At 59.8% G+C, this 24,882-nt stretch carries 25 protein-coding genes; 13 read left to right on the forward strand and 12 right to left on the reverse strand.

The window, feature by feature from the left end; all coding sequences use genetic code 11:
* Window positions 1-106: 106 nt before the first annotated feature.
* Both glnA and ABK249_RS11725 read right to left on the reverse strand, forming a co-directional pair.
* Entirely contained in the window at window positions 107-1,516 is a 1,410-nt protein-coding gene (gene glnA / locus ABK249_RS11720) for a type I glutamate--ammonia ligase (RefSeq protein WP_037146872.1), read from the reverse strand.
* A 61-nt stretch (window positions 1,517-1,577) separates the two neighbouring features.
* Window positions 1,578-1,916, reverse strand: coding sequence for a P-II family nitrogen regulator (locus ABK249_RS11725; protein ID WP_037146875.1), 339 nt, complete (start codon window positions 1,914-1,916; stop codon window positions 1,578-1,580).
* A gap of 342 nt (window positions 1,917-2,258) precedes the next feature.
* Between ABK249_RS11725 and ABK249_RS11730 the strand changes: the two genes are divergently transcribed.
* Window positions 2,259-3,740: a bifunctional ADP-dependent NAD(P)H-hydrate dehydratase/NAD(P)H-hydrate epimerase gene (locus tag ABK249_RS11730; protein ID WP_037146878.1), complete on the forward strand. Its 1,482-nt coding sequence runs from the start codon at window positions 2,259-2,261 to the stop codon at window positions 3,738-3,740.
* Here the strand turns inward: ABK249_RS11730 and ABK249_RS11735 are convergent.
* A complete protein-coding gene (locus ABK249_RS11735; protein WP_037146880.1) occupies window positions 3,737-4,549 on the reverse strand; it encodes a DUF72 domain-containing protein in 813 nt (270 codons plus the stop codon). The genes ABK249_RS11730 and ABK249_RS11735 overlap by 4 nt on opposite strands.
* A gap of 23 nt (window positions 4,550-4,572) precedes the next feature.
* The gene (gene uvrA / locus ABK249_RS11740) at window positions 4,573-7,494 is read right to left on the reverse strand and encodes an excinuclease ABC subunit UvrA (RefSeq protein ID WP_037148434.1); all 2,922 of its coding nucleotides are present in this window, start codon (window positions 7,492-7,494) and stop codon (window positions 4,573-4,575) included.
* Between the two features lie 249 nt (window positions 7,495-7,743).
* Between uvrA and ABK249_RS11745 the strand changes: the two genes are divergently transcribed.
* Entirely contained in the window at window positions 7,744-8,286 is a 543-nt protein-coding gene (locus ABK249_RS11745; protein WP_348862921.1) for a single-stranded DNA-binding protein, read from the forward strand.
* 66 nt (window positions 8,287-8,352) lie between these two features.
* On the opposite strand, the gene ABK249_RS11750 is transcribed toward ABK249_RS11745, so the two are convergent.
* On the reverse strand, window positions 8,353-9,525 hold the full coding sequence (locus ABK249_RS11750) for an HPP family protein (RefSeq protein WP_348862923.1): 1,173 nt from the start codon (window positions 9,523-9,525) through the stop codon (window positions 8,353-8,355).
* A gap of 77 nt (window positions 9,526-9,602) precedes the next feature.
* Window positions 9,603-10,232 (reverse strand): MarC family protein, encoded by a 630-nt coding sequence (locus ABK249_RS11755; protein ID WP_210055508.1) that lies wholly within the window; start codon window positions 10,230-10,232, stop codon window positions 9,603-9,605.
* 226 nt (window positions 10,233-10,458) lie between these two features.
* Here ABK249_RS11755 and gyrA point away from each other — a divergent pair, with 226 nt between their 5' ends.
* Window positions 10,459-13,296, forward strand: coding sequence for a DNA gyrase subunit A (gene gyrA / locus ABK249_RS11760; protein ID WP_348862925.1), 2,838 nt, complete (start codon window positions 10,459-10,461; stop codon window positions 13,294-13,296).
* Between the two features lie 129 nt (window positions 13,297-13,425).
* On the opposite strand, the gene ABK249_RS11765 is transcribed toward gyrA, so the two are convergent.
* Entirely contained in the window at window positions 13,426-13,569 is a 144-nt protein-coding gene (locus ABK249_RS11765; protein ID WP_200883928.1) for a hypothetical protein, read from the reverse strand.
* Between the two features lie 29 nt (window positions 13,570-13,598).
* Window positions 13,599-13,754, reverse strand: coding sequence for a hypothetical protein (locus ABK249_RS11770; RefSeq protein ID WP_200883929.1), 156 nt, complete (start codon window positions 13,752-13,754; stop codon window positions 13,599-13,601).
* Between the two features lie 123 nt (window positions 13,755-13,877).
* On the opposite strand from ABK249_RS11770, the gene ABK249_RS11775 reads away from it, so the two are divergent.
* From ABK249_RS11775 to tgt, 6 genes are all read left to right on the forward strand, one after another.
* Window positions 13,878-14,087, forward strand: coding sequence for a hypothetical protein (locus ABK249_RS11775; RefSeq protein WP_227702877.1), 210 nt, complete (start codon window positions 13,878-13,880; stop codon window positions 14,085-14,087).
* Window positions 14,088-14,185: 98 nt separating this feature from the next.
* Complete coding sequence (gene coaD / locus ABK249_RS11780; protein WP_037146892.1) at window positions 14,186-14,680, forward strand: pantetheine-phosphate adenylyltransferase; 495 nt, start codon at window positions 14,186-14,188, stop codon at window positions 14,678-14,680.
* 24 nt (window positions 14,681-14,704) lie between these two features.
* Window positions 14,705-15,277, forward strand: a complete 573-nt coding sequence (locus ABK249_RS11785; RefSeq protein WP_037146894.1) for a peptidylprolyl isomerase — start codon at window positions 14,705-14,707, stop codon at window positions 15,275-15,277.
* Between the two features lie 53 nt (window positions 15,278-15,330).
* Entirely contained in the window at window positions 15,331-15,840 is a 510-nt protein-coding gene (locus tag ABK249_RS11790; protein WP_037146897.1) for a peptidylprolyl isomerase, read from the forward strand.
* A 65-nt stretch (window positions 15,841-15,905) separates the two neighbouring features.
* Window positions 15,906-16,991, forward strand: a complete 1,086-nt coding sequence (gene queA, locus ABK249_RS11795; protein ID WP_037146899.1) for a tRNA preQ1(34) S-adenosylmethionine ribosyltransferase-isomerase QueA — start codon at window positions 15,906-15,908, stop codon at window positions 16,989-16,991.
* Window positions 16,988-18,118, forward strand: coding sequence for a tRNA guanosine(34) transglycosylase Tgt (tgt, locus tag ABK249_RS11800; protein ID WP_348862927.1), 1,131 nt, complete (start codon window positions 16,988-16,990; stop codon window positions 18,116-18,118). The genes queA and tgt overlap by 4 nt, the downstream gene beginning before the upstream one ends.
* A 3-nt stretch (window positions 18,119-18,121) precedes the next feature.
* On the opposite strand, the gene ABK249_RS11805 is transcribed toward tgt, so the two are convergent.
* Window positions 18,122-18,547 (reverse strand): DUF4864 domain-containing protein, encoded by a 426-nt coding sequence (locus tag ABK249_RS11805; protein ID WP_037146905.1) that lies wholly within the window; start codon window positions 18,545-18,547, stop codon window positions 18,122-18,124.
* A 278-nt stretch (window positions 18,548-18,825) separates the two neighbouring features.
* Here ABK249_RS11805 and ABK249_RS11810 point away from each other — a divergent pair, with 278 nt between their 5' ends.
* Window positions 18,826-19,980 (forward strand): MFS transporter, encoded by a 1,155-nt coding sequence (locus tag ABK249_RS11810; protein WP_348862929.1) that lies wholly within the window; start codon window positions 18,826-18,828, stop codon window positions 19,978-19,980.
* 80 nt (window positions 19,981-20,060) lie between these two features.
* Here ABK249_RS11810 and ABK249_RS11815 read toward each other — a convergent pair whose 3' ends face one another.
* Window positions 20,061-21,179, reverse strand: coding sequence for an LLM class flavin-dependent oxidoreductase (locus ABK249_RS11815; protein WP_348862931.1), 1,119 nt, complete (start codon window positions 21,177-21,179; stop codon window positions 20,061-20,063).
* Between the two features lie 101 nt (window positions 21,180-21,280).
* On the opposite strand from ABK249_RS11815, the gene ABK249_RS11820 reads away from it, so the two are divergent.
* The 3 genes from ABK249_RS11820 to ABK249_RS11830 all read left to right on the forward strand — a co-directional run bounded on the left by ABK249_RS11820 (window position 21,281) and on the right by ABK249_RS11830 (window position 23,126).
* Entirely contained in the window at window positions 21,281-21,835 is a 555-nt protein-coding gene (locus ABK249_RS11820; RefSeq protein WP_227702883.1) for a winged helix DNA-binding protein, read from the forward strand.
* 144 nt (window positions 21,836-21,979) lie between these two features.
* Entirely contained in the window at window positions 21,980-22,567 is a 588-nt protein-coding gene (locus ABK249_RS11825) for a J domain-containing protein (RefSeq protein ID WP_037146913.1), read from the forward strand.
* Between the two features lie 79 nt (window positions 22,568-22,646).
* Complete coding sequence (locus ABK249_RS11830) at window positions 22,647-23,126, forward strand: GNAT family N-acetyltransferase (protein ID WP_348862933.1); 480 nt, start codon at window positions 22,647-22,649, stop codon at window positions 23,124-23,126.
* A gap of 145 nt (window positions 23,127-23,271) precedes the next feature.
* Here ABK249_RS11830 and ABK249_RS11835 read toward each other — a convergent pair whose 3' ends face one another.
* Together ABK249_RS11835 and ABK249_RS11840 are read right to left on the reverse strand one after the other, a co-directional pair.
* Entirely contained in the window at window positions 23,272-24,093 is an 822-nt protein-coding gene (locus tag ABK249_RS11835) for an MBL fold metallo-hydrolase (RefSeq protein ID WP_348862934.1), read from the reverse strand.
* A 3-nt stretch (window positions 24,094-24,096) separates the two neighbouring features.
* Window positions 24,097-24,879: a TatD family hydrolase gene (locus ABK249_RS11840; protein ID WP_037146922.1), complete on the reverse strand. Its 783-nt coding sequence runs from the start codon at window positions 24,877-24,879 to the stop codon at window positions 24,097-24,099.
* Between the last annotated feature and the right edge of the window lie 3 nt (window positions 24,880-24,882).

Consider the following 24,882-nt stretch of genomic DNA (forward strand, 5'->3'; position numbering starts at 1 on the left):
GAACACCGGAGAAATTTCGGCAAGGCAACCGCCTCACCAACTGAAAACGGCGGGCCTGAAGCCCGCCGTTCGAGGAAAAGCGCGGGAGAGACCCCCGCCGCCCTGATCAGGATGAATAGTACATGTCGAATTCGACCGGATGCGGCGTCATTTCAAAGCGCATCACTTCGGTCATCTTCAGTTCGATATAGGCGTCGATCTGATCGTCGTCGAAGACGCCGCCGGCCGTCAGGAACTTGCGGTCCTTGTCGAGGTTTTCAAGCGCTTCGCGCAGTGAACCGCAGACGGTCGGGATCTTCTTCAATTCCTTCGGCGGCAGGTCGTAAAGGTCCTTGTCCATGGCTTTGCCGGGATGGATCTTGTTCTTGATGCCGTCGAGGCCGGCCATCAGCATGGCGGCGAAGCCGAGATAGGGATTTGCCAGCGGGTCCGGGAAACGAACTTCGACGCGCTTCGACTTCGGGCCGGAGCCGAAGGGGATACGGCAGGATGCCGAACGGTTGCGGGCCGAATAGGCGAGCAGAACCGGTGCTTCATAGCCTGGTACGAGACGCTTGTAGGAATTCGTCGACGGATTGGTGAAGGCGTTGATCGCCTTGGCATGCTTGATGATGCCGCCGATGTAATAGAGGCAGGTCTCGGAAAGGCCTGCATATTCGTCGCCGGCAAAGGTCGGCTTGCCATCCTTCCAGATCGACTGATGGACGTGCATGCCTGAACCGTTGTCGCCGAAGACCGGTTTCGGCATGAAGGTTGCGGTCTTGCCGTAGGCATTGGCGACCTGGTGCACGACATACTTGTAGATCTGGATCTTGTCGGCGTTGCGCACCAGCGTGTCGAATTTGACGCCAAGCTCGTGCTGGGCGGCGGCCACTTCGTGGTGGTGCTTTTCGACGACCACACCCATTTCGGCAAGCACGGTCAGCATTTCGGAGCGCATGTCCTGCAGGCTATCGACCGGCGGGACCGGGAAATAGCCGCCCTTGACGCGCGGACGGTGGCCGAGGTTGCCGGTCTCGTAGTCGGTGTCATCATTGGACGGCAGTTCGGACGCATCAAGCTTGAAGCCCGTGTTGTACGGGTCCGCCTTGTATTTCACGTCGTCGAAGACGAAGAACTCCGGCTCGGGACCGACATAGACGGTATCGCCGATACCGGAGGCCTTCAGATAAGCTTCCGCCTTCTTGGCGGTGCCGCGCGGATCGCGATTATAGGCCTCGCCGGAGATCGGGTCGAGGATGTCGCAAACGATAACCATCGTCGACTGGGCGAAGAAGGGGTCCATATGGACCGTCGCCGGATCCGGCATCAATACCATGTCCGACTCGTTGATGGCCTTCCAGCCGGCAATCGAGGAACCGTCGAACATCACGCCGTCGGCGAACATGTCCTCGTCGACGGCCGAAATGTCCATAGTGACATGCTGCAGCTTGCCGCGCGGGTCGGTGAAGCGTAGGTCCACGAACTTGACGTCGTTTTCCTTGATTTGTTTCATGATTTCGCTTGCGCTCGTCATATGACGTTCCTCAATGTGTAAGATGACGATGTGAAGCCCCGGCCGGCGGCCGCGAGGCGGATTAGATGGCGTCTAGGCCCGTTTCACCGGTACGGATGCGGATGACCTCCTCCACATTGGAGACGAATATCTTGCCGTCCCCGATCCGTCCAGTCTGCGCGGCATTCCGAATGGCTTCGATGACCGCATCCGCATTCTCGTCCGCCAGGACGACCTCGACTTTCACCTTCGGCAGAAAGTCGACGACATATTCCGCGCCACGATAGAGCTCGGTATGACCTTTCTGGCGGCCAAAACCTTTTGCCTCGGTCACGGTGATCCCTTGCAAGCCGACCTCCTGAAGGGCTTCCTTCACTTCGTCGAGCTTGAAAGGCTTGATGATCGCTTCGATCTTTTTCATGAGAAACTATCTCTCCGCTTCTCCCTTGAAGCAGGCCTCTACCCACTTGGCCATGCCAATGCAGTTATCGTGCCAAACTCGGATGGCACTTTCAAAAAAATAATGCTGTTTTGCACCAAATCCCAACACAAGCGAGGGTTTCGTGGCAAAAATGCCTCCGTTTTTCCCGGATATTGTGCGTCACAGCACAAAAAATGCGCTTTCATGACGATTTTTTGAAAGTTGAACAAGCGTAAATGTGTACGCGGAAATGATGATAATTTAACCATTTGCTTATTTTGTATGCTAATTGACGTGTGAAACAGCGCTTGTTTTCTGTTCATCTTTCCGTTCAATAGCAGCATGCGCAAATCGCTGGACCATATTCTTTTGACGCCTGACGAGATGGGAGCGGCCGATGCTGCCTCGGCTGAATCCGGCATTCCGTCTTTCGGCCTGATGGAACGGGCGGGGCAGGCGGTGGCAGCGTCGGCACTGCGGCATTTTCCAGGTGCCCGGCGCTTTGTCGTGCTGTGCGGCCCTGGCAACAATGGCGGTGATGGATATGTCGCGGCCCGGGCTCTCGCGGAAGCGGGCGCATCTGTTGCCATCTATCATCTGGCTGATCCGCAAAAGCTGAAGGGCGATGCGAAGCTGGCGCGCGAACTCTCCGGTTTGCCGTCACAACCATTGCAGGACTATCATCCGGCAAACGGCGACGTCGTGATCGATGCGCTGTTCGGGGCGGGTCTCGCCCGCGCCGTCCCCGAACCCGTCGTGGATGTGATCCATAAGGTCCGTGAGGCGAAGATCCCGGTCCTTGCTGTCGATCTGCCTTCCGGTCTCTGCGGGCGACGCGGCATCCCCCTCGGTGCCGCTTTCGAGGCGAACTGCACGGTCACCTTCATGACGCGCAAGCCGGGGCATCTTCTGCTGCCGGGACGGGTGCGTTGCGGCGAAGTGGAGGTCTTCGACATCGGCATTCCGGCGCGGATCATTGACACCGTCGCCGGGAAGACAAGGGAGAACTCGCCCGTGTTGTGGCGCAATCTCCTGCCGGCATCCGGTCCCGATACGCATAAATACCGGCGCGGACATCTAACGGTGTTTTCCGGCCCGGCGAGCAGGACGGGTGCCGCCAGACTTTCGGCGGCGGCGGGGCTGAAGACGGGGGCAGGGCTGGTGACAGTGGCTTCGCCAAGCGATGCCATGGAGGTCAATGCGGCTTCGCTCACCGCTGTCATGCTGCATCAGATCGATACCGTGGAAGATCTGGAAACGTGGCTTCGCACCGCAAAGCTTGCCGCTTTCGTGCTCGGACCCGGCTTCGGCGTTGGCGGGAGGGCAAGGCAATTCGTGCTGGCTCTGCGGGATCGTCCGCTGGTGCTCGATGCGGACGGCATAACGTCATTCAGGGACGATCCGTCGGAACTGTTCGACGCCTTTGCCGACGGCAATACCCATCTTGCGCTGACGCCGCATGAGGGCGAGTTCTCGCGCCTCTTCCCGGATTTGGCCTCGGACGAAAACCTGAGCAAGGTGGAAAAGGCGGTGAAAGCCGCCGAACGTGCTCATGCGGCAATCGTCTACAAAGGCGCCGACACGGTGATCGCGGCGCCGGACGGCCGCGCCTACATCGACACGAACGGACCGCCGTCGCTCGCCACTGCCGGCTCCGGCGACGTTCTCGCCGGCATGATCGGCGCACTCTTCGCCCAAGGCATGCCGGCCTTCGAGGCGGCGGCAGCCGCCGTCTACTTGCATGGCGAAGCTGCAAAGCGGGCAGGCAGGGGCATGACGGCCGAGGATCTCGCCGCCCATGCCGGCGTCTGGCTAGATCCCTAGCTGCGACTTTCCAGGAGCTCGCGCATCGCCATCGCGCCATAAGGCGCATTCACCTTGCCTTCATGGATGAAGAAGGCGAAAACGTCGCGCGGCTCCTTTTTCGGCCTGTGCTTGTCGTCGACCAGCGGCAGGTCGTCCGGCACGTCACCCTCGGCCCAGGTTTCCAATCTTTTCGCCCAGGCCTTCATATCCTCTTCCGCATAGCAGGTCTTGATCTCGTCCGACCCTTTTTGCAGGCGTGCATAGACGAAGTCCGCAGTGACATCGGCGATCATCGGATAGTCGAAATGATCGGCGCAGACGGGAGCGATGTTGTATTTCGCAAGCAGCGCCACGAATTCCGGTACCTTGAATGTGTCGTGACGAACTTCGACCACATGTGCCAGCTTCAGGCCGTCGAGCTTGTTCGGCAGAAGTTTCAGGAAGGCCTCGAAATCATCCGGCTCGAATTTCTTCGTCGGCGCGAACTGCCACAGCAGCGGCCCGAGATGATCGCCGAGTTCCGTCAGCCCCTGACCTAGGAACTTCTCGATCGATTCCCCGGCCTCCGCGAGAACCTTGCGGTTGGTGGTGAACCGGCTTGCCTTCAGCGAAAAGATAAAACCGTCCGGCACGTCGGCCGCCCATTTCGCAAAGGTCTCCGGCTTCTGGGCGCCGTAATAGGTGCCGTTGACCTCGATGACCGCGAGCTTGCTCGCGGCATATTCGAGCTGCTTCTTCTTCGGCAGCTTGTCGGGATAAAACGTGCCCTCCCAGGGTTCGAAAGTCCATCCACCGATGCCCGTGCGGATAATGCCGGCTTTAGTCATTCACATCCTCCCAATGCGGATGTTTACTCCGCCGCTTCCACCTTTTTTGCCGGTCGCCGATCCAGCAGTTCCTTCAGGAATTGCCCGGTATAGGACCGCTTTTCCCTGACGATCTGTTCCGGCGTACCTGCCGCGACGATCTCGCCGCCGCCCGTGCCGCCTTCCGGACCGATATCGATAATCCAGTCCGCCGTCTTGATGACTTCGAGATTGTGCTCGATCACCACCACGGAATTGCCCTGGTTCACCAGTTCGTGCAGCATTTCCAAGAGCTTGGCGACGTCGTGGAAATGCAGGCCGGTCGTCGGCTCGTCGAGGATATAGAGCGTGCGACCGGTCGAGCGCTTCGACAGTTCCTTGGCTAGCTTGACGCGCTGCGCCTCGCCACCCGAAAGCGTATTGGCCTGCTGACCAACCTTGATATAGCCGAGGCCCACATCGAAGAGCGACTGCAGCTTGTCGCGCACCGCCGGCACCGCGGAGAAGAACTCGACGCCTTCTTCGACCGTCATGTCGAGCACGTCGGCGATCGACTTTCCCTTGAAGGTGACGTCGAGCGTTTCGCGGTTGTAGCGCTTGCCGTGGCAGACGTCGCAGGTGACATAGACGTCCGGCAGGAAGTGCATTTCGATCTTGATCACCCCGTCGCCCTGGCAGGCCTCGCACCGCCCACCCTTGACGTTGAACGAAAAACGGCCCGGTTGATAGCCGCGCGCTTTTGCTTCCGGCAGGCCCGCAAACCAGTCGCGGATCGGCGTGAAGGCGCCGGTATAGGTCGCCGGGTTGGAGCGCGGCGTCCGTCCGATCGGCGACTGGTCGATATCGATCACCTTGTCGATGAATTCGAAACCGTCGATCCGGTCGTGCTCGGCGGGAATCTCGCGGGCGCCCATGATGCGGCGTGCGGCCGCCTTGTAGAGTGTCTCGATCAGAAACGTGGACTTGCCGCCGCCCGAAACGCCGGTCACCGCCGTAAAGACGCCAAGCGGAATGGCGGCTGTAACATTCCTGAGATTGTTGCCGCGTGCGCCAAAAACCTTGATTTCCTTGCTCTTTTTTGGCTTTCTGCGCTCGGGCGGCACGGGCACGCCGAGCTCGCCGGAAAGATATTTGCCGGTCAGCGATTTTGGATTGGCCATGATCTCGGCCGGCGCCCCTTGAGCCACCACCGTACCGCCGTGGATGCCGGCGGCCGGGCCGATGTCGACCACATAATCCGCCGTCAGGATGGCATCCTCGTCATGCTCGACGACGATCACCGTGTTGCCGATATCCCTGAGGTGCTTCAGCGTGTCGAGAAGGCGCGCGTTGTCGCGCTGGTGCAGGCCGATCGACGGCTCGTCGAGCACGTAGAGCACGCCGGTCAGGCCCGAACCGATCTGCGAGGCAAGGCGGATGCGCTGGCTTTCGCCGCCGGACAATGTGCCGGAATTGCGCGACAAGCTCAGGTAATCGAGGCCGACATCGTTCAGGAAGCGCAGGCGCTCGCGAATTTCCTTGAGAATTCTCACCGCGATCTCGTTCTGCTTGGCGTTCAGGTGTTCCGGCAGCGCCTCGAACCAGTCGCGCGCCACCCTGATCGACATTTCGGTGACTTCGCCGATATGCAGCTTGTGGATCTTGACGGCGAGTGCTTCCGGCTTCAGGCGATAGCCGTTGCAGGCGGGGCAGGGAGCGGCGGACATGTAGCGCTCAATATCCTCACGCGCCCATGCGGAATCGGTTTCCTTCCAGCGGCGCTCGAGATTCGGCACGATGCCTTCGAAAGTCTTCACAGTCTTGTAAGAGCGGGCGCCGTCGGCATAATGGAATTCGATCTTCTCCTCGGTCCCGTGCAGGATCGCCCTTTGCGCCTCTTCCGAGAGCTCGTTCCAGCGGCTCGAAAGCTTGAACCCGAACGCCTTGCCCAAAGCTTCGAGCGTCTGGTTGTAATAGGGCGAGGTGGATTTCGCCCAGGGCGAGATCGCGCCGTCGCGTAGGGTCCGGGCGGGCTCCGGCACGATCAACGCCTCATCCACTTTCTGCTGCGAGCCGAGCCCGTCGCAGGTTGGGCAGGCGCCGAACGGATTGTTGAACGAGAAGAGGCGTGGCTCGATTTCCGGAATGGTGAAGCCGGAAACGGGGCAGGCGAATTTTTCCGAAAACAACACGCGCTCATGTGTCTCGTTGAGCGATTTGTTGGCCGAACCGCCTGCCGCCGTTTCCTCCGGCGGCAGCGGCTTGTCGGCGAATTCGGCGACCGCCAGGCCGTCGGCAAGCTTCAGCGAGGTTTCGAGGCTGTCGGCGAGGCGCGCACCGATATCGGAACGCACGACAAGCCGGTCCACCACCACATCGATATCGTGCTTGTATTTCTTGTCGAGCGCCGGAACATCGGCAATCTCGTAGAACTGGCCGTCGACCTTGACGCGCTGAAAGCCCTTCTTCATCAGATCGGCGAGTTCTTTCTTGTACTCGCCCTTTCGGCCGCGGATCATCGGCGCCAGAATATAAAGACGCGTGCCTTCCTCGAAGGCGAGGATGCGGTCGACCATCTGGCTGACGGTCTGGCTCTCGATCGGCAGGCCCGTCGCCGGCGAATAGGGCACGCCGACGCGTGCGAAGAGCAGGCGCATATAGTCGTAGATCTCGGTGACCGTGCCGACCGTCGAACGGGGATTGCGCGAGGTCGTTTTCTGTTCGATCGAGATCGCCGGCGAAAGCCCGTCGATCTGGTCGACGTCCGGCTTCTGCATCATTTCCAGGAACTGGCGTGCGTAGGCCGAAAGGCTCTCGACATAGCGCCGCTGACCCTCGGCATAGATCGTGTCGAAGGCAAGCGAAGACTTGCCCGAGCCGGAAAGCCCGGTCATGACGATCAGCGAATTGCGCGGCAGGTCGAGATCGATGCCCTTCAAATTGTGCTCGCGCGCACCACGTATTGAAATGGTTTTGAGTTCACTCATCTTCATGCTCTCGGGAGGATCGAAGGTCCTTATGTAGTGATTGATCCGTCGCTGTCGAGACGGAAACTTGCTGCAATGCAGCGCCATTTCGAGTCGGTTGACAGCACTATAGGAATAAAATAGAACAAATAAAGAACAAATTTGCCTGTGGATTAAAAATCATCGGCGCCCAATGAGTGAGGCCGATGGGCTAAAGTGTCATGATTGGTTTTAAGTCCGCGGGATGCGGCAGAGACGAGGTGAAGAGTTATGGCTGGTAGCGTGAACAAGGTCATTCTGGTGGGGAATGTCGGGGCCGATCCGGAAATTCGCCGCACGCAGGACGGCCGGCCGATCGCCAACCTGCGCATTGCGACCTCCGAGACCTGGCGCGACCGTAATTCCGGCGAGCGCCGGGAAAAGACCGAATGGCACAATGTCGTCGTCTTCAACGAAGGCCTCTGCAAGGTTGTCGAGCAGTATGTGAAGAAGGGCGCCAAGCTTTATATCGAAGGCCAGTTGCAGACCCGCAAATGGCAGGATCAGAGCGGCAACGACCGTTATACGACGGAAGTGGTGCTGCAGGGTTTCAATTCGACGCTGACTATGCTCGATGGTCGGGGTGAGGGCGGTGGCGATCGAGCTGGTTACGGTGGCGGCGGTAACAATCGCGTCGGGAACGACTACGGCGGCGGTGACTTCGGTGGTGGCGATGATTATGGCCGGCCGTCGGGCGGCCCGGCTCGTGGTGGCAGCCAGCAGCCGGCAGGCGGGAATTTCTCGCGCGATCTCGACGACGATATCCCGTTCTAGAATCGAGGATTTCCTCGACTTTCATCAACACCTGCAGGGATTGATGCCTGAGCGCCCGGGTTCATTTCAGGCACTTAGACGTATGTCGGCGTCTTGGGTTGCTCCGTCGGCGAGCATCGCCACCAGGACATCCGACTGTGATAATATCCCCACGAGTTTATTATTGCTCCGGGTGACCGGCAGGTAGTGCAGTCCTTCCTCGGCAAAGATGACGATGGCATCGGCAACGGGCGTGTCGGGACTGACGGTCCTGACGGGTGCAGTCATGATGTCCTTGATCGTGTCGCTGGGCGCGCTTTTGCCGGAAAGCACCAGGCGCAGGCGTTGGCCGAAGCCGATCTTGGGCCGTCCTTTGGTCCAGTTCGCCTTGTCCAGGAAATCGGTCTGCGTAACGATGCCGACGACCTCGGCTTTGTCATTGGTAACGGGCAGGGCCTTGAAATGATGGGCGCGCATCAGGTCATGCGCTTCCTTCAGCGAATTGTCGGGCGCCACTGCGACAACGTCGCGGGACATGATGTTGGCACAATCGAGATGGACGGCGCGGCGGCGATAGGAGCGCAATTCCGTTCGCCGCAGGATGGTTTCGAGATCGTCGCGGTCGATATCGAGAAATTCGTCATACTCCTTCAGCACCTCGTCGAGGTCCTCTGACGTGAAGCCGATGCGCTGAACGGGAGCGGGATCGGCGGTGCCGTGATCAGTCGTGGGCGGCTTGATCGCGTGAGGGTAGGGGCGTCCCGTCAGGTTGTTGAAGATCAGGGCAAGCACGAGCAGGGCCAGCGAATTGCCTGCGACCGGCCAGAGGACAAAGCCGTATCCAAGTTCATGGATGGCCGGCCCGCCGAGTACGGCGGTAAGTGCGATCGCACCGCTCGGCGGATGCAGGCAGCGGAAGGTCATCATGAGAGCGATCGCGATCCCGATCGCAGCCGCCGATGCTACGAAAAGATCATCGATGAGCAAGGCGGCGGTCACGCCGACCAGTGCTGCAACAGTATTGCCGCAGAGGACCGACCAGGGCTGGGCGAGCGGGCTGGACGGCACGGCAAAGAGCAGGACGGCCGAGGCTCCCATCGGCGCAATCAGGGCCGGAAGCGATGCGTCGGCCCGCAAGGCCAGGCCTCCGACCATCCCCGTGACCAGAATTCCCGTCAGAGCGCCGAGAGCGGCGCGCAGTCTTTCCCTCGTACTGATGGGGCTGGCTTCGGGCAGAAGCCGGCGTAAAGTGCGTTGCATGATGGACTTTCGATTCCGATTGATGGCATTCCGGTTGGCGAGCGCTTTTAGCAGAAAACGGCGCTTTGTCGCGGGCTCTATAGATTAAAAGCCGAACGCACGCCGTCCACGATAAACTGGACGGACAGAGCGGCAAGGATGACACCCAGCAGGCGGGTGAGGATCGCCCGGCCGGTGACGCCAAGAAAACGATCGAGACGTTCTGCGATCAGCAGTGTGGCGTAGACCAGCAGCATGATCAAGCCGATGACACCGATCAGCAGGGCGCGGTCAAATGGACCGGGGAATGTTCCGGCAAGCAGCACGGTCGCGGAAATGGCGCCCGGTCCGGCGATCAGCGGCAGGGCGAGCGGAAAGACCGCGATATTGTGGATATGGTCGATGGTGATCGCCGCCTGAGAGGTCTTTTCCTTCCGCTCCTGGCGTCTTTCGAAGACCATCTCAAAGGATATCCAGAAGAGAAGCAGGCCGCCGGCAATACGAAAGGCGCCGATCGAAATCCCCAGGATGCCGAGCACGCCCGAGCCGAAGAGAGCGAAGACGGCCAGGATGCCGAACGCAATCAGCGATCCCCGAAGCGCCACATGCCGCCTTTGGAGCGCAGTCATGCCGACGGTCAGTCCCAGGAAGACCGGCGCAAGCCCCGGTGGATCGAGTGTCACAAGCATCGTGGTCAGTGCATTGACCAGCATATCCGGGGTGGCCATATCCTCTCCTGTCAGGCTGCATCCTTGCAGTCGCATGCGAAGATTGTTAGGACAGGCGCGCGGTTTAGGGAAGCCTGCAACGGGTTTTCGAAAATGAGGTGCTATGTCTTGTACAATGCCCGGAAAACACCGCAAAAGCTGTTCAAAACCACGGTGGAAATTGGCGCTCGGAACCGCTTTCCGCTATAAACAACCAACTGATTCCGAACAGAGATCGTGATCCGATTTGACTGAGCAAAGCACACCCGGCGGCGGAAAGCTGCCTCCAGGCATCGAACCCATTTCCATCATGGAGGAGATGCAGCGGTCCTATCTCGATTACGCCATGAGTGTGATCGTCAGCCGCGCTCTCCCGGACGTCCGAGACGGACTGAAACCGGTTCACCGGCGCATCCTCTATGGCATGTCGGAACTGGGGATCGACTGGAACAAGAAATACGTCAAATGCGCCCGTGTTACCGGGGACGTGATGGGTAAATACCATCCGCACGGCAACCTGGCGATCTATGATGCGCTCGCCCGTATGGCGCAGGACTGGTCGCTCCGCCTGCCGCTGATCGACGGCCAGGGCAATTTTGGTTCGATCGACGGCGACCCGCCGGCGGCCGAACGCTATACCGAATGTCGCCTTGAAAAGGCTGCCCATTCCCTCCTCGACGACCTCGACAAGGAGACGGTCGACTTCCGCGACAACTACGACGGCACGCTCTCCGAACCCGTCGTGCTGCCGGCGAAGTTTCCGAACCTTCTGGTCAATGGTGCCGGCGGCATCGCCGTCGGCATGGCGACCAACATACCGCCGCACAACCTCTCGGAAGTCATCAATGGCTGCATTGCCATGATCGACAATCCGGCGATCGAGCTGCCGGAGCTGATGGAGATCATTCCCGGTCCGGACTTTCCGACCGGCGCCCTAATCCTCGGCCGTTCCGGCATCAGGTCGGCCTATGAGACGGGCCGCGGCTCGGTCATCATGCGCGGACGCGCCACGATCGAACCGATGCGGGGCGACCGCGAGCAGATCATCATCACCGAGGTTCCCTATCAGGTGAACAAGGCATCGATGGTCGAGAAGATCGGCGAACTCGTGCGGGAAAAGCGCATCGAGGGCATTTCCGACCTGCGCGATGAATCAGACCGCCAGGGTTACCGCGTGGTCGTCGAGCTGAAGCGCGACGCCAATGCGGATGTGATCCTCAATCAGCTTTATCGCTATACGCCGCTGCAGACCTCTTTCGGCTGCAACATGGTGGCGCTGAACGGCGGCAAGCCTGAACAACTCGCGCTCATCGACATGCTGAAGGCCTTCGTGTCCTTCCGCGAGGAGGTGGTGAGCCGGCGCACGAAATACCTGCTGCGAAAGGCGCGCGAGCGTGCGCACGTCTTGGTGGGGCTCGCGATTGCGGTTGCCAATATCGACGAGATCATTTTGCTGATCCGCCGTGCGCCCGATCCGCAGACGGCGCGCGAACAGTTGATGACCCGCCGCTGGCCGGCTCACGATGTCGAGGCGCTGATCCGCCTGATCGATGATCCGCGCCATAAGATCAATGATGACGGCACCTATAACCTGTCGGAAGAGCAGGCTCGCGCAATTCTCGAACTGCGTCTTGCGCGCTTGACGGCTCTTGGCCGCGATGAAATCGGCGACGAGTTGAACAAGATCGGTGTCGAGATCAGCGACTATCTCGAAATCCTGTCGTCACGTCTTCGCATCCAGCAGATCGTCAAGGACGAACTCGCCGCAGTTCGTGACGAATTTGGCACGCCGCGGCGCACCGAGATTCTCGAAGGCGGTCCGGATATGGACGATGAGGATCTCATCGCCCGTGAAGACATGGTCGTCACCGTTTCGCATCTCGGTTACATCAAGCGCGTGCCGCTCGGTACCTATCGCGCCCAGCGCCGCGGCGGCAAGGGCCGTTCCGGCATGGCGACGCGTGATGAGGATTTCGTCACCCGCCTGTTCGTTGCAAACACGCACACGCCGGTGCTGTTCTTCTCTTCGCGCGGCATCGTCTACAAGGAAAAGGTCTGGCGCCTGCCGATCGGTACGCCGCAGTCGCGCGGCAAGGCACTGATCAACATGCTTCCGCTGGAATCCGGCGAACGCATCACCACGATCATGCCGTTGCCCGAGGACGAATCGACCTGGGATAACCTGGACGTCATGTTCTCGACCACGCGCGGCACCGTCCGCCGCAACAAGCTGTCGGACTTCGTGCAGGTGAACCGCAACGGCAAGATCGCCATGAAGCTCGAGGAGGAGGGCGACGAGATCCTCTCCGTCGAGACCTGCAAGGGTCCGAACTCGGACGTCAACGAACCGGGTGACGACGTGCTGCTGACGACCGCGCTTGGTCAATGCATCCGCTTCCCTGTCGATGATGTGCGCGTCTTCGCCGGCCGCAATTCGATCGGCGTGCGTGGCATTACGCTCGGCGAGGGGGATCGCATCATCTCGATGACCATTGTCGGCCATGTCGATGCGGAGCCCTGGGAGCGTGCAGCCTATCTCAAGCGCTCGGCGGCCGAACGCCGTGCGGCGGGCGTCGACGAGGAGGATATTGCTCTCGTTGGCGAGGAAGTCACCGAGGGAGGGCTGCTGTCCGATGAACGTTATGAAGAGCTGAAGGCACGTGAAGAATTCGTGCTGACGGTTTCGGAAAAAGGCTTCGGCAAGCGTTCGTCCTCCTATGATTTCCGCACATCTGGCCGCGGGGGCAAGGGTATCCGCGCCACCGATACGTCCAAGACCGCCGAGATCGGTGAACTGGTCGCCGCCTTCCCGGTTGAGGAAAATGACCAGATCATGCTTGTTTCGGATGGCGGCGTGCTGATCCGTGTGCCGGTCAACGGCATCCGCATCGCCAGCCGTGCGACCAAGGGTGTGACGATCTTCTCCACTGCCAAGGATGAGAAAGTCGTATCGGTCGAGCGTATCAGCGAGCCGGAAGGCGACGAGGAAAACGGCAATGATCTGCCTGAAGAGATCACGGCCGAGACTGGTGATATCGGTGCTGCTCCGGAAGGCGGACCGACGGATGAAGGTACGGCCGAATAGGCCGCGCCTCTCCAGAACTGGACGAGCCGAACAAAAGTTAAAAGCCGGAGGATCTGATCCTCCGGCTTTTGTTTGAACCGGTCGCGACGGGAGTTCTGCGTGATCCGGTCCGTACTACTGTGAAATTGCTTAGAACGCGCTGTGACGACGCGCGAAATCACGAAAATCCTTCATGTCCTCGCGCTCACGGCGAAGTTCGGAAATCGTGGATGCCACGGATGCCACGAACATGATGCTGATCAAGCCTGCAAGTACAGTCAACGTCACGAACATGGTCATCCCTTCTGGTTCGTGTACCCGCGTCAGTAATACGAGAGATCGCTATAGCGACCCGTTACCTGCGGGTAATTGAGATCGGTCAATTCGGATTTATCTTGATAAAGGGTTACTGTTGCCGTCAGCATTACAGCGATCATTGCCGTCCACACCAGGTTGATCATGGTGATCTTGTCAGGCATGACCGTTTTCCTTTTCGCGATCATCTCCGTCTGTCCTTCTTGTTTGCCTGAACGCGCGTCGCGCAAACAGGTTCCACCGCATTTTGAGAGAAACTTAGCCGGATTGCTCTGAAGCGTCCTTGAATGGCCCGTTCATCTGGCGTTCAGAATTCGACCATTTCACGCTTCGTCTGGTCCGAAAGCGACGACCATGGCTTCCACCAGGAAAGCAATCATCACGGCCCCCATCACTATCACCGCCAGCATCTTTCCTTCGTTTCTCCCTCGATACGGACGGGGCTTAGTGCCCGCCACGATGCGCATAAGATCACAATGCCGCTGAAACACCCTTGAACGGGGCATTCATCTTCCGTTCAGAATTGGGAGAGTCTTGCGGCGAGCAGCCTTCCGTGACAAAAGGCCGGAGAATTCGTTGGAACAGGCCACTCGGCATGACGACTGCTTTTTATCCCGGTTCTTTTGATCCGATGACCCATGGTCATCTGGATGTGCTCGTCCAGGCACTCAATGTTGCCGAGACGGTGATCGTCGCGATCGGCATTCATCCGGGCAAGGTTCCGATGTTCACCTTCGAGGAGCGAGCCGAACTCATCCGCGCATCGCTTTTTGAAGTCCTGCCCGGCAAGGCAACCAATGTTTCCGTGGTTTCTTTCGATAATCTTGTGGTCGATGCAGCCCGCGCCAACGGTGCGGCACTTCTGATCCGCGGGCTGAGGGATGGAACCGATCTCGATTACGAAATGCAGATGGCCGGCATGAACAGGCAGATGGCGCCGGATATCCAGACTGTCTTCCTGCCAGCGGGCACCGCCTCGCGGCCCATTACGGCCACATTGGTCCGGCAGATCGCCTCCATGGGCGGCGATGTCAGCGCCTTCGTGCCTGCCGCAGTCCTCAAAGCCCTGAATAACAAGCTGAAACGCTGATCGTTTCCGAACCCGGAGTTCCGTATGAAATTGCTTGGTTTCACCATTGCCGGCGCTTTCGCCCTCGCTTCCATGGTCATGCCGGCTTTTGCCGCGCCGGACGATGTCCTGACGATCCAGCTCAAGGATGGTCCGGTTGTGATCCAGTTGATGCCGGAGGTCGCTCCGAAGCATGTGGCGCAGGTCGAGGCGCTTGCCGCCAAGGGCGCTTATGACAATGTCGTCTTCCACCGCGTCATCGATGGCTTCATGGCCCAGACCGGCGACGTCCAGTTCGGCAAGGAAGGCGGCCCAGGTTACAACCCCGGCCGCGCCGGCACCGGCGGCTCCGACCTGCCGGATCTTCCAGCCGAATTCTCCAAGGTCCCGTTCGAGCGCGGCACAGTTGGGATGGCGCGCGCGCAAAGCCCGAATTCCGCCAATTCGCAATTCTTCATCATGTTTGATCAGGGCTCTTTCCTGAACGGCCAATATACGGTCATCGGCAAGGTCGTCTCAGGCATGGAGTTTGTCGACAAGATCAAGCGCGGTGAGGGCCGCAACGGAGAAGTCACCAACCCCGACAAGATGATCAAGGTCACCGTCGGCAAGAAGTAACCGAGGGCGCCTCGTCGCAGACGACATATCGGGCGCTAAAAAAGGAGAAGAAAATGGCCGAGATCAAGGATCCGGAAAACACCCTCATCATGGAAACCACCAAGGGCAAGGTCGTCATCTCGCTGATGCCGGACCTGGCACCCGGCCATGTCGCCCGTATCAAGGAGCTTGCGCGCGAAAACGCCTATGACGGCGTCGTTTTCCACCGCGTCATCGCCGATTTCATGGCCCAGACCGGCGACGTGAAGTTCGGCAAACAGGGAAGCGAAAGCTTCAATCCGGCCCGCGCCGGCATGGGCGGTTCCGAAAAGCCTGACTTGAAGGCCGAGTTCTCGGCTGTGCCGCATGTGCGCGGCACCTGCTCGATGGCCCGTTCCCAGAACCCGAATTCGGCGAATTCCCAGTTCTTCATCTGCTTCACCGATGCACCATGGCTCAACAAGCAGTACACCGTGTGGGGCCAGGTCATCGAGGGCATGGACAATATCGACCAGATCAAGAAGGGCGAGCCGGTCAAGGATCCGGACTCGATCGTGTCGTTGCGCGTCGCCGCCGATGTCTGATCTGACTTGAATGACCGACCCGCTCCGTCTCGTGTCGGGGCGGGTTTCGCTTTTCCGGGAAAATTATGCGCGTCGACTTTTTCGACTTTGACCTGCCAGAGGAAAGCATCGCACTGAGGCCCGCAAGCCCGCGCGACAGCGCCCGGCTGCTTGTCGTCCGGCCCGAGAGCGACCCTGTGCTTGCCGACCACAGAGTCTTGGAACTGCCGAATTTTCTGAGAGCCGGCGATGCGCTGGTCTTCAACGATACCAAGGTCATTCCGGCCCAGCTCGAAGGCATCCGCCATCGGGAAGGGGCTGGCGGCCAGCAGGTTTCCGCCACCCTCCACATGCGCACCGCGCCTGATGTCTGGAAGGCCTTTGCGAAACCCGGCAAACGCATCAAGATCGGCGATCGCATCGAATTTGGCCACGGCGGCAATGCCTGTCTGCTGGGGGCGCTCACTGCAACCGTCGAGGAGAAGGGCGAGGGCGGTGAGGTGACGTTGCGCTTCGATCTTTCCGGCCCGGCACTGGACGAGGCGATCGCGGTAGTCGGACACATTCCACTGCCGCCTTATATCGCCGCCAAGCGGCCGGAAGACGCCCAGGACCGCAAGGACTACCAGACGATCTATGCCCGGGAGGAGGGTGCCGTCGCGGCGCCGACAGCAGGCCTGCATTTCACGCCCGGGCTTTTCGCAGCCCTCGATGCCGCCGGTATCGAACGGCATTTCGTGACGCTGCATGTCGGGGCAGGGACGTTCCTGCCGGTCAAGGCCGAGGATACGACCGATCACAGGATGCACCAGGAAATCGGCTATGTGAGCGCCGGGGTTGCGGCAAGCCTGAATGCCGTGAAGAGAAGAGGCGGTCGCATCGTCTGCGTCGGCACGACGTCGCTCCGGCTGATCGAGAGCGCGACTGCCGAAGATGGCATGATAAAACCATGGAGTGGTGCGACCGACATCTTCATCACGCCCGGCTATCGCTTCAAGGCAGTCGACATGCTGATGACCAATTTCCATCTGCCGAAATCGACGCTGTTCATGCTGGTCTCCGCATTTTGCGGGCTTGAGACGATGCGTTCTGCCTATTCCCATGCCATATCGACGGGCTATCGCTTCTACTCCTATGGCGACGCGTGCCTGCTTTTCCGGACCGACAAATGAGTGAAAACTTCCAATTCAACCTCAGGGCCACCGATGGTGGTGCGCGTCTTGGCGAGATCACCATGCCGCGCGGCATGATCCGCACGCCGGCTTTCATGCCGGTCGGGACGGTCGGCACCGTCAAGGCCATGTATCTCGATCAGGTGCGCGACACTGGCGCCGACATCATCCTCGGCAACACCTATCACCTGATGCTGAGGCCGGGGGCGGAGCGCGTCGCCCGCCTCGGCGGGCTCCACAATCTCATCCGCTGGCCGCACCCGATCCTGACCGACAGCGGCGGTTTCCAGGTCATGTCGCTTTCCGGGCTCCGGAAGCTCGACGAGAAGGGCGTGACCTTCAAGAGCCATGTGGATGGCAGCCTGCATCACATGTCGCCGGAACGGTCGATCGAAATCCAGGGCCTGCTGGGCTCGGATATCCAGATGCAGCTCGATGAATGCGTGGCACTGCCGGCAGAACCCAAGGAGATCGAGCGAGCCATGGAATTGTCGCAGCGTTGGGCCGAGCGCTGCCGCGTCGCGTTCGGCGATCAGCCTGGCAAGGCCATGTTCGGCATCGTCCAGGGCGGCGACATAGCAGATCTGCGCATCCGTTCTGCCGAAGGTCTGAAACAGCTTGATCTCAAGGGCTATGCGGTGGGCGGCCTCGCAGTCGGTGAACCTCAGGACGTCATGCTGAAGATGCTGGAGACCACGCTCCCGGTGTTGCCGAACGAAAAGCCGCGCTACCTGATGGGTGTCGGCACGCCGGACGATATCCTGAAGTCGGTCGCGCGTGGCATCGACATGTTCGACTGCGTCATGCCCACCCGTTCCGGCCGCCATGGCCTCGCCTTCACCCGCCGTGGCAAGGTCAATATCCGCAATGCCCGCCATGCCGAGGATCTGCGGCCTCTCGACGAGGAGTCGAACTGCCCGGCAGCGCGGGATTACTCCCGTGCCTATCTTCACCACCTCGTCCGTTCGGACGAGGCGTTGGGCGGCATGCTGCTCTCCTGGAACAACCTGCACTACTATCAGGACCTGATGAAGGGCATCCGTCAGGCGATCGCCGAAGGCCGTTTTGCGGATTTCTACGCCGAAACGCAGGAAATGTGGGCCAAGGGCGATCTCGATCCGCAGTGAGGGTCAGATGCCCTGGCTCGCTGTATTGCGCATCATCCGCACGCCATCGACCTTGTAACTTCCGTCATCCATCAGCCGCATTTGGTAGATGGCGGTCCAGTCCTTACCCTCCCGGGCGCCGATCATCACTTCCTGCAGCACCATTTCTCCGCCACCGATGAGTTTCGAGCGGCCGAAGGCATAGTTGCTGGCCTGATAGACGGGTTCGTAATCCTTGCGCACCATGTCCAGGAACCGGTTCTTGTCGGGGTAGAGGCTACGGATGCCAGGAGAGGCGAAGGAGTAGGCCCTTTCCGCGTCATTGCGCATCAGCGCGGCGATCTGGCCAGAGATGACCGCCTGAGCCTCCGCGACGGGGTCTTCGGCTTTGGCGGCGGTGAAGGATAAGAGAGCGAGACACAGAACGACAGGAAGTAATCGAACGGGCATCGGTTTTCTCCAAGATGGCTGCAAGGAGGCTAGCGCGTTTCTGGGAAAGGAGAAGATGGTCCCCGCAAATTTTTGAGGCATCGCCCCTGGAACGGGCAGGCGAATCTGAACGATTGCAGGATGATGACAGGTGCAGTGGATTGCGCCTGATATTCATACTTTTCCGTGAATTTTCGCCCCTCAGTGGCGCAGGGCAGGGTTCCGTTATCGCCGCTTGTCTGAAGTGATCCGCGCTGGCACGAATGCGCCGGGAGCTCTGATTCGCCCGGAACATTTTTATGAAAACCTTTCTGCCGCCGGCATTGCTTTATTTCAGCAATGCTATCCTGTTCATTTCGCTTTTTACCCGCCTGCCGGCCATCCAGGCGTCGATGGGAATCGATAAGGCAGTCCTTGGTTTCGCGCTGCTGAGCGCGCCGGTCGGTACATTTCTGGCCTTGCCTCTCGCCGGGCGGATTACAGACCGTTTTACACCGCGGCTGACGGCGCTCGTCACATTGCCGATCTGCGCTTTGCTCAGCCCGCTGCTGACGATTTCCCCGGTCATCGGCTTCGTCCTTTGTTTCTTTCTCTTCGGCTTCTTTCGCACAATCTTCGACGTCGCCGCCAACATGATCTCCGCCGGTATCGAGCAAAGAACCGGCACGAAGGTCCTGGCGCGCAGCCATGGCTTCTGGTCGGTTGGACTGCTCGTCGGATCCTTGTGTTCCGGCTTCCTGGCGGAGAGGGCGGTGGCGCCTTTTTCACAACAGGTTATGGCCGCTGCCTTCGTCGTTGCGGCTTGCCTGCTGGTGTTCTGGGTCACGCCGAAGGACGTGGCTCCGGACGCGCAGCCGGAACGCAAGCGCTCTGCCTATGTCCTGCCGGACCGCACGATCCTGCTCATCTGTGTTATGGTCTTCGGGCTCTGTATCGTCGAAGGCGCAGTCTATGATTGGGGCATCTTCTTCTTGCGCGAAGAACTCGGCGCCGATCCGGCAATTGCCGGCATGCTCTATGCTGCGTTTACCATTGGCATGGGCCTGACACGGTTGTCCGGCGATATGCTCCGGGATAGCTTCAGGCCCATGGTTCTGGTGCGCGCATCGGCCGTTTCGGTCGCAATAGGAATCACGCTCCTGGTGATGACGTCGAGCCTCACGCTCGCGGGCGTCGCCTTGTTTCTGATCGGCTGCGGCATCGCGCTCGCTTTCCCGCTGGCGGTCTCCACGACGATCGAGCGCGGCAAAGGGCAGCCGTCAGAAAACCTTGCGGCTTTATCGCTGACGCTGATGCTCTCGACGATCGGTGTGCCGCCGCTGCTGGGCTTCATCGCCGAGCATGTCAGTCTCGCTGCGACTTTCCTCGTATTGCTGCCCTGCGTGGTGGTCAGTTTCCTCATGGCGCCGGTGGCGGAGGGCCGGCGCCTATCCCCGTGGCCCAGAGGCAGCTAAGCCAGATGCAGCTTCACGCCGGCTTCTTCCGCTCGATCCGGGCGGTCTTGGGGCGAGCGACCAGCATTTCCACAGTCTTCTCAGGCTGCGGCCGCCGCCGTCGTCACGCTCCTTCGGATTCCCTCAGCCTCCAGGATCGGCAATACCGTGTCCCGGAAGTAGGGAAACTCCTCGGCATAGTCGACGAAGGACAGCGTTGTGCCATTGAAGCCGGCCCTGTGAAGCGACAGTATCCCTTCCGCCACCTGTTCCGGCGTACCGACCAGCGGAAAGCCGCCATGACCCGCTGCCATGCGGTCGCGTATGAGCGCGAGGAGATCGTGCGGGAAGGAATGCGCATGGGCAAACTGCAGCCGGACCAGGTTGTCTACGGCCTCCCAATCCGCATTGTCCTTTCCAAAATGCTGGAGGTAGTCACGCGCCTCCTTTTCCGTCGGCCGGCAGACGACATGCGAGAAGGTGAGAACGCCGAGATCGCGACCGGCGGCCTTGCCTTGTGCTTTTAATTCCGCGACCTCGGATGCAGAGCGTTCGAGGTCGATCGCCGGCGTGAACAGGAAGTCGGCATTACGGACGGCGAAGGCACGGCCCTGGCCGGAGCCGGCGGCGTTCAGGATGGGCACCTTGCGTGCCGGGCGAGGATCTCCGAGCACCCGGCTGAGATTGAAGAATTTTCCGTCGTAGTCGAAGGTTTCCGTCCGCTGCCAGAGCGTCTTGACCACATCGAACCATTCTTCCGCATAGGCATAGCGCGTTTCGTGATCGGTTGGCAGTTCGAGCCCGAGCGCCTCGTATTCGGGTTGGTTCCAGCCCGCGACGATGTTCAGGCCGATGCGGCCGCCACTGATCTGGTCAATGGTGGCGATCTGCTTGGCAAGGACGACCGGATGGTTGGCAACGGTGTGGATCGTGGCGAAGACGTTGATGTTTTGGGTTTTCGCCAGAAGGCCGGCCGCCCAGGTAACGGTTTCGAGAACATTGCCGTGGAAATTGGTCTCTCCACCGTAGCCGATCCAGCGGGCGATCGGCAGCATGAAGTCGATGCCGGCCGCATCCAGAAGCTGAGCCAATTTCAGATTGTTGTCCCAGGAATTTTTCCAACGCTCAGGAACTTTGGTAACCGACATGCCGCCGGAGCAATTGGAGGCGAAAGTGCCGAGCAAAAACTGCCCGGCGGTGAACATGGAATTCTCCGTCATGGTTTGTTCCCCAGATTTTTGATAGATATTACGATAGAAAGTTTATTTTAAACCTAAAGCTTGTCAACATGATTGCTGCACTGGAGAAGGAAAACACGCCGATGAGTTCGATAGGGCAGGACGGGGGTGGGGTACGGCACGGTCTGGATCGGAGCTGGCATCTCGCCAGGACACCGCTGGAGGTGGACGTTGCGGAGCTCGAATATGCTCTGATGCGCGCCTTCGAGGCTTTCGGTCGGTGGCAGGCCGAATGTCTGGCTTCCGTCATCGATTTCGCCGCCAGCGGGCCGGAAAATGCCATGCTGCACATCATTCGCATGAACGATCGGCCAAAGACGATCAAGGACCTGGCACGACTTTCCAACCGCGAAGATATTCCCAATATGCAGTACAGTCTGCGTAAGCTGATCGGGGCAGGGCTCGTGGAGCGCAAGGGCAGCGGGCGTTCCGGCGTCACCTATTCGGTGACGGAAAAGGGACGCGACGTAACCGAGCGTTATGCGCAGCTCCGCGCCTCTCTTCTTATCAAGGCGGTCCAGTCTTTGCCCGATTTCGGGGGGAGACTCGATGAGGCGACGAAGACCCTGGAATTCATGACCGGGATTTATGAACAGGTGGCACGCTCGGCCGCTACCCATCGGCATCTCCCGAGATGACGCGTTCCGGATAAGCAACGCTGTGGGAAAATCGGGCAGGGGGATGACCTGCCCCTAATTGGCCATAAGGATGGATAATGGGTTGAGCCTGCGGGACTTAGACGTTACCACGATGAAATTGATTTGCCGAAAACAGGTGACACTGTGATCGACCCCTATGAGATGCTCGGTATTTCCCGCGAGGCGGATGGCGCGACCATCAAGTCTGCCTACCGCAAGCGTGCGAAAACGGCCCATCCGGATGCCGGCGGCGACGTCGACCTGTTCAGCAGGTTGACGACGTCCTACGAGCTTCTTTGCGACCCCGTGCGCCGCAAGGTCTATGACGATACCGGCTTCGATCCGGAACTTGCAGACACCAAGGATTTGCAGGGCCTCGTCATCCTTGAGACGCTGATCAACGAGGTAATCCTGGATGAGCGGGAGCCGGGGAGTTTTGATCCGGTCGCTGCCATGCGCCGCAAGCTCACCGACAAGATCGTCAACGCGCGGATTCATATCCTGGAGATGGAGCGTCACCGCGCCCGCATCCGCAACCATATCGACCGCATCGGCAGGAAACCGGAAACGGATGTTCTGGGTCGCATGCTGAGATCGCGTTGCGAAACGATCGGCGAGGCGATAGGCCGGGCGGAAAACGAGATCGAGAACATCGAAAAAGCCTATGGCATGCTGGACGGCTATTCCTACGAAATCGATGCCGTGGCGGAGATCAAATCAGCGGCTGAGTGACTGCGGCCGTAACCTCTGTCTTGACATTGTCATTTACATCAGGACATGGCCTCAGCCTGTTATTTTCAAAGGGTTTTCCATGGCGCTCATCATACGCGAAGCTGTCCGCGAGGATACTGCGACGCTTCTCGGTTTCATCCGCGAGTTGGCGCTCTATGAGAAGGCCGAACACGAGGTCGCCGCAACGGCTGAAACGATTAGGGAGTCGATCTTCGGCAGGGATTCGGTAACGCGCGCGCTGATCTGCGAACAGGACGGCGAACCGGTTGGCATGGCAATCTGGTTCTTCAGTTACTCGACGTGGCAAGCGAGGAACGGGCTTTATCTCGAAGACCTCTATGTGACGCCAAAGGCGCGCGGGCTAGGTGCTGGCAAGGCCATGCTGAAACGGCTGGCGGCGATCGCGCTTGAAAACGATTGCGGCCGTTTCGAATGGAGTGTGCTCGATTGGAACGAGCCGGCGATCCGCGTCTACGAGGCGATCGGTGCCGAACCGATGAAGGAATGGGTCCGCTATCGGTTGGCTGGCGAGACATTGCGAGACTTCGCCGAAAGCTGAAAGGGGAAGAACAGGCTGTCGCACTTCATCCTTGAACCCACGGAGCTACATACGAAAATCACATAAGATAGATTATGGAACTAATGGCCATGATCTTGGGGTTGGAAAACCTTGGGGTCAACGCTCATTCCCGTTCATTATCAGGTCAGAAATCGATCTCGACTTCGAGCGCCAGTCCGTCATAGGCCGGTTCCACATGGTCCGGCGTTTCCGCCATGACGGTGTCGTAGTCGAGCGGAATGTGCATATGCGTCAGGATCGCGCGTTTGGGCTGGACTCGCGCGATCCAGTCGAGTGCCTGTTCGAGCGACAGATGGCTCGGATGATATCTGTATTGCAGTGCGTCGATGATCAGCACGTCGAGACCGGTGAGCTTTGGAATGCTCTCCGGCGGAAAGTCGCTGACGTCGCTGCAATAAGCCACATCGCCGATCCGGAAGCCCAGCGAATGGATATCGCCGTGGGCCTGTCTGTACGGCAGGAATCGGATCGGCCCACCGGGACCATCGATGATGATCGGCTCGTCCATGGTCTCGATCAGGAACGGCCGCGCGATCGGCGGGTAATTGCCGCCCGGCGGCGTCTCCAGGCAATAGCCGAAACCTTGCCGGATCCGCTCCATGGTGAACGGATCGGCATAGACCGGGATGCGGTGGCGCTGCAGCATGAAATAGGTCCGCAGGTCGTCTATGCCATGCAGGTGGTCCGCATGCGCATGGGTATAGAGTACCGCATCGACGCGGCCCACCTTGGCGGCGATCATCTGCTGGCGGAAATCCGGGCCAGTGTCGATCACCACGACGGTGCTGGCGCCGTCCGGTGCGATCTGCTCGACGAGAAACGCGGCGCGTGTTCGATGGTTTTTCGGATTATCCGGATCGCAGGCGCCCCAATCGCCATTCGGCCGCGGCACGCCGGGTGACGACGAGCAGCCGAGAATGGTGAAGCGCTGCCGATACCGTGCCACCGCTCAGAGCCTCGGCATCTTGGAGAAGATGCGGAAGGCATTCTCGGTAGTGACGCGGGCAATCTCCTCGTAGCTCACGTTCTTGCATTCGGCGAGCACTTCGGCGGTATTGACCACGTAGGACGGCTCGTTTCGTTTTCCCCGCCACCGCTTCGGCGCCAGATACGGCGCGTCGGTCTCGACCAATAACCGGTCTATCGGCACGGTCCGCGCAATGGTTCTCAACTCTTCCGACTTCGGGAATGTCAGGATGCCGGAGAAGGAGACATAGCCGCCAAGTTCCACGCCGACACGGGCGAGCTCGGCACCGGACGAGAAGCAGTGCAGGATGAAGGGAAATGTCCCCTTCCCGCTTTCGACGGTCAGTATCTCGATCATGTCTGCGTCGGCGCTGCGGCTGTGGATGACGAGCGGCAGGCCCGTCTCCCGCGCCGCGGCTATGTGGCGGACGAAGCCGGTCTTCTGATCGGCCGGCGTCTGCGTGTCGTAGAAATAGTCGAGCCCCGCCTCGCCGATTGCGACGATCTTCTGATGCGCCTTCGCGAGCCGCACCAGGTCTTCCGTCTGGATATCGAGTTCTTCGCCGGCATTGTTCGGATGGGTGCCGACCGAGCAGAAGACTGACGGATATTTCTCCGTGATCGCCAGCAGGTCGTCGAGCCTTCGCACACGGGTCGAGATGGTCACCATCTGCCTTACGCCGGCTTCGTGAGCGCGGGCGACGATCGCGTCGCGTTCCTCCGCGAAATCGGCGAAATCCAGATGGCAATGGGTATCGATCAGCATGGG

The organism is Neorhizobium phenanthreniclasticum (assembly GCF_040066075.1).
Classification (GTDB): Bacteria; Pseudomonadota; Alphaproteobacteria; order Rhizobiales; family Rhizobiaceae; genus Neorhizobium; species Neorhizobium petrolearium.

Coding starts and splice junctions, on each gene's coding strand:
- ABK249_RS11810 (WP_348862929.1), top strand. CDS start 18,826: ATGAAAACCTTTCTGCCGCCGGCATTGCTTTATTTCAGCAATGCTATC.
- tgt (WP_348862927.1), top strand. CDS start 16,988: ATGAGTGAAAACTTCCAATTCAACCTCAGGGCCACCGATGGTGGTGCG.
- ABK249_RS11805 (WP_037146905.1), bottom strand. CDS start 18,547: ATGCCCGTTCGATTACTTCCTGTCGTTCTGTGTCTCGCTCTCTTATCC.
- ABK249_RS11790 (WP_037146897.1), top strand. CDS start 15,331: ATGGCCGAGATCAAGGATCCGGAAAACACCCTCATCATGGAAACCACC.
- ABK249_RS11755 (WP_210055508.1), bottom strand. CDS start 10,232: ATGGCCACCCCGGATATGCTGGTCAATGCACTGACCACGATGCTTGTG.
- ABK249_RS11765 (WP_200883928.1), bottom strand. CDS start 13,569: ATGTTCGTGACGTTGACTGTACTTGCAGGCTTGATCAGCATCATGTTC.
- ABK249_RS11735 (WP_037146880.1), bottom strand. CDS start 4,549: ATGACTAAAGCCGGCATTATCCGCACGGGCATCGGTGGATGGACTTTC.
- ABK249_RS11775 (WP_227702877.1), top strand. CDS start 13,878: ATGGCCCGTTCATCTGGCGTTCAGAATTCGACCATTTCACGCTTCGTC.
- ABK249_RS11745 (WP_348862921.1), top strand. CDS start 7,744: ATGGCTGGTAGCGTGAACAAGGTCATTCTGGTGGGGAATGTCGGGGCC.
- ABK249_RS11820 (WP_227702883.1), top strand. CDS start 21,281: ATGAGTTCGATAGGGCAGGACGGGGGTGGGGTACGGCACGGTCTGGAT.
- ABK249_RS11770 (WP_200883929.1), bottom strand. CDS start 13,754: ATGCCTGACAAGATCACCATGATCAACCTGGTGTGGACGGCAATGATC.
- ABK249_RS11725 (WP_037146875.1), bottom strand. CDS start 1,916: ATGAAAAAGATCGAAGCGATCATCAAGCCTTTCAAGCTCGACGAAGTG.
- ABK249_RS11785 (WP_037146894.1), top strand. CDS start 14,705: ATGAAATTGCTTGGTTTCACCATTGCCGGCGCTTTCGCCCTCGCTTCC.
- uvrA (WP_037148434.1), bottom strand. CDS start 7,494: ATGAGTGAACTCAAAACCATTTCAATACGTGGTGCGCGCGAGCACAAT.
- ABK249_RS11815 (WP_348862931.1), bottom strand. CDS start 21,179: ATGACGGAGAATTCCATGTTCACCGCCGGGCAGTTTTTGCTCGGCACT.
- queA (WP_037146899.1), top strand. CDS start 15,906: ATGCGCGTCGACTTTTTCGACTTTGACCTGCCAGAGGAAAGCATCGCA.
- ABK249_RS11840 (WP_037146922.1), bottom strand. CDS start 24,879: ATGCTGATCGATACCCATTGCCATCTGGATTTCGCCGATTTCGCGGAG.
- ABK249_RS11730 (WP_037146878.1), top strand. CDS start 2,259: ATGCGCAAATCGCTGGACCATATTCTTTTGACGCCTGACGAGATGGGA.
- ABK249_RS11750 (WP_348862923.1), bottom strand. CDS start 9,525: ATGCAACGCACTTTACGCCGGCTTCTGCCCGAAGCCAGCCCCATCAGT.
- glnA (WP_037146872.1), bottom strand. CDS start 1,516: ATGACGAGCGCAAGCGAAATCATGAAACAAATCAAGGAAAACGACGTC.
- ABK249_RS11830 (WP_348862933.1), top strand. CDS start 22,647: ATGGCGCTCATCATACGCGAAGCTGTCCGCGAGGATACTGCGACGCTT.
- coaD (WP_037146892.1), top strand. CDS start 14,186: ATGACGACTGCTTTTTATCCCGGTTCTTTTGATCCGATGACCCATGGT.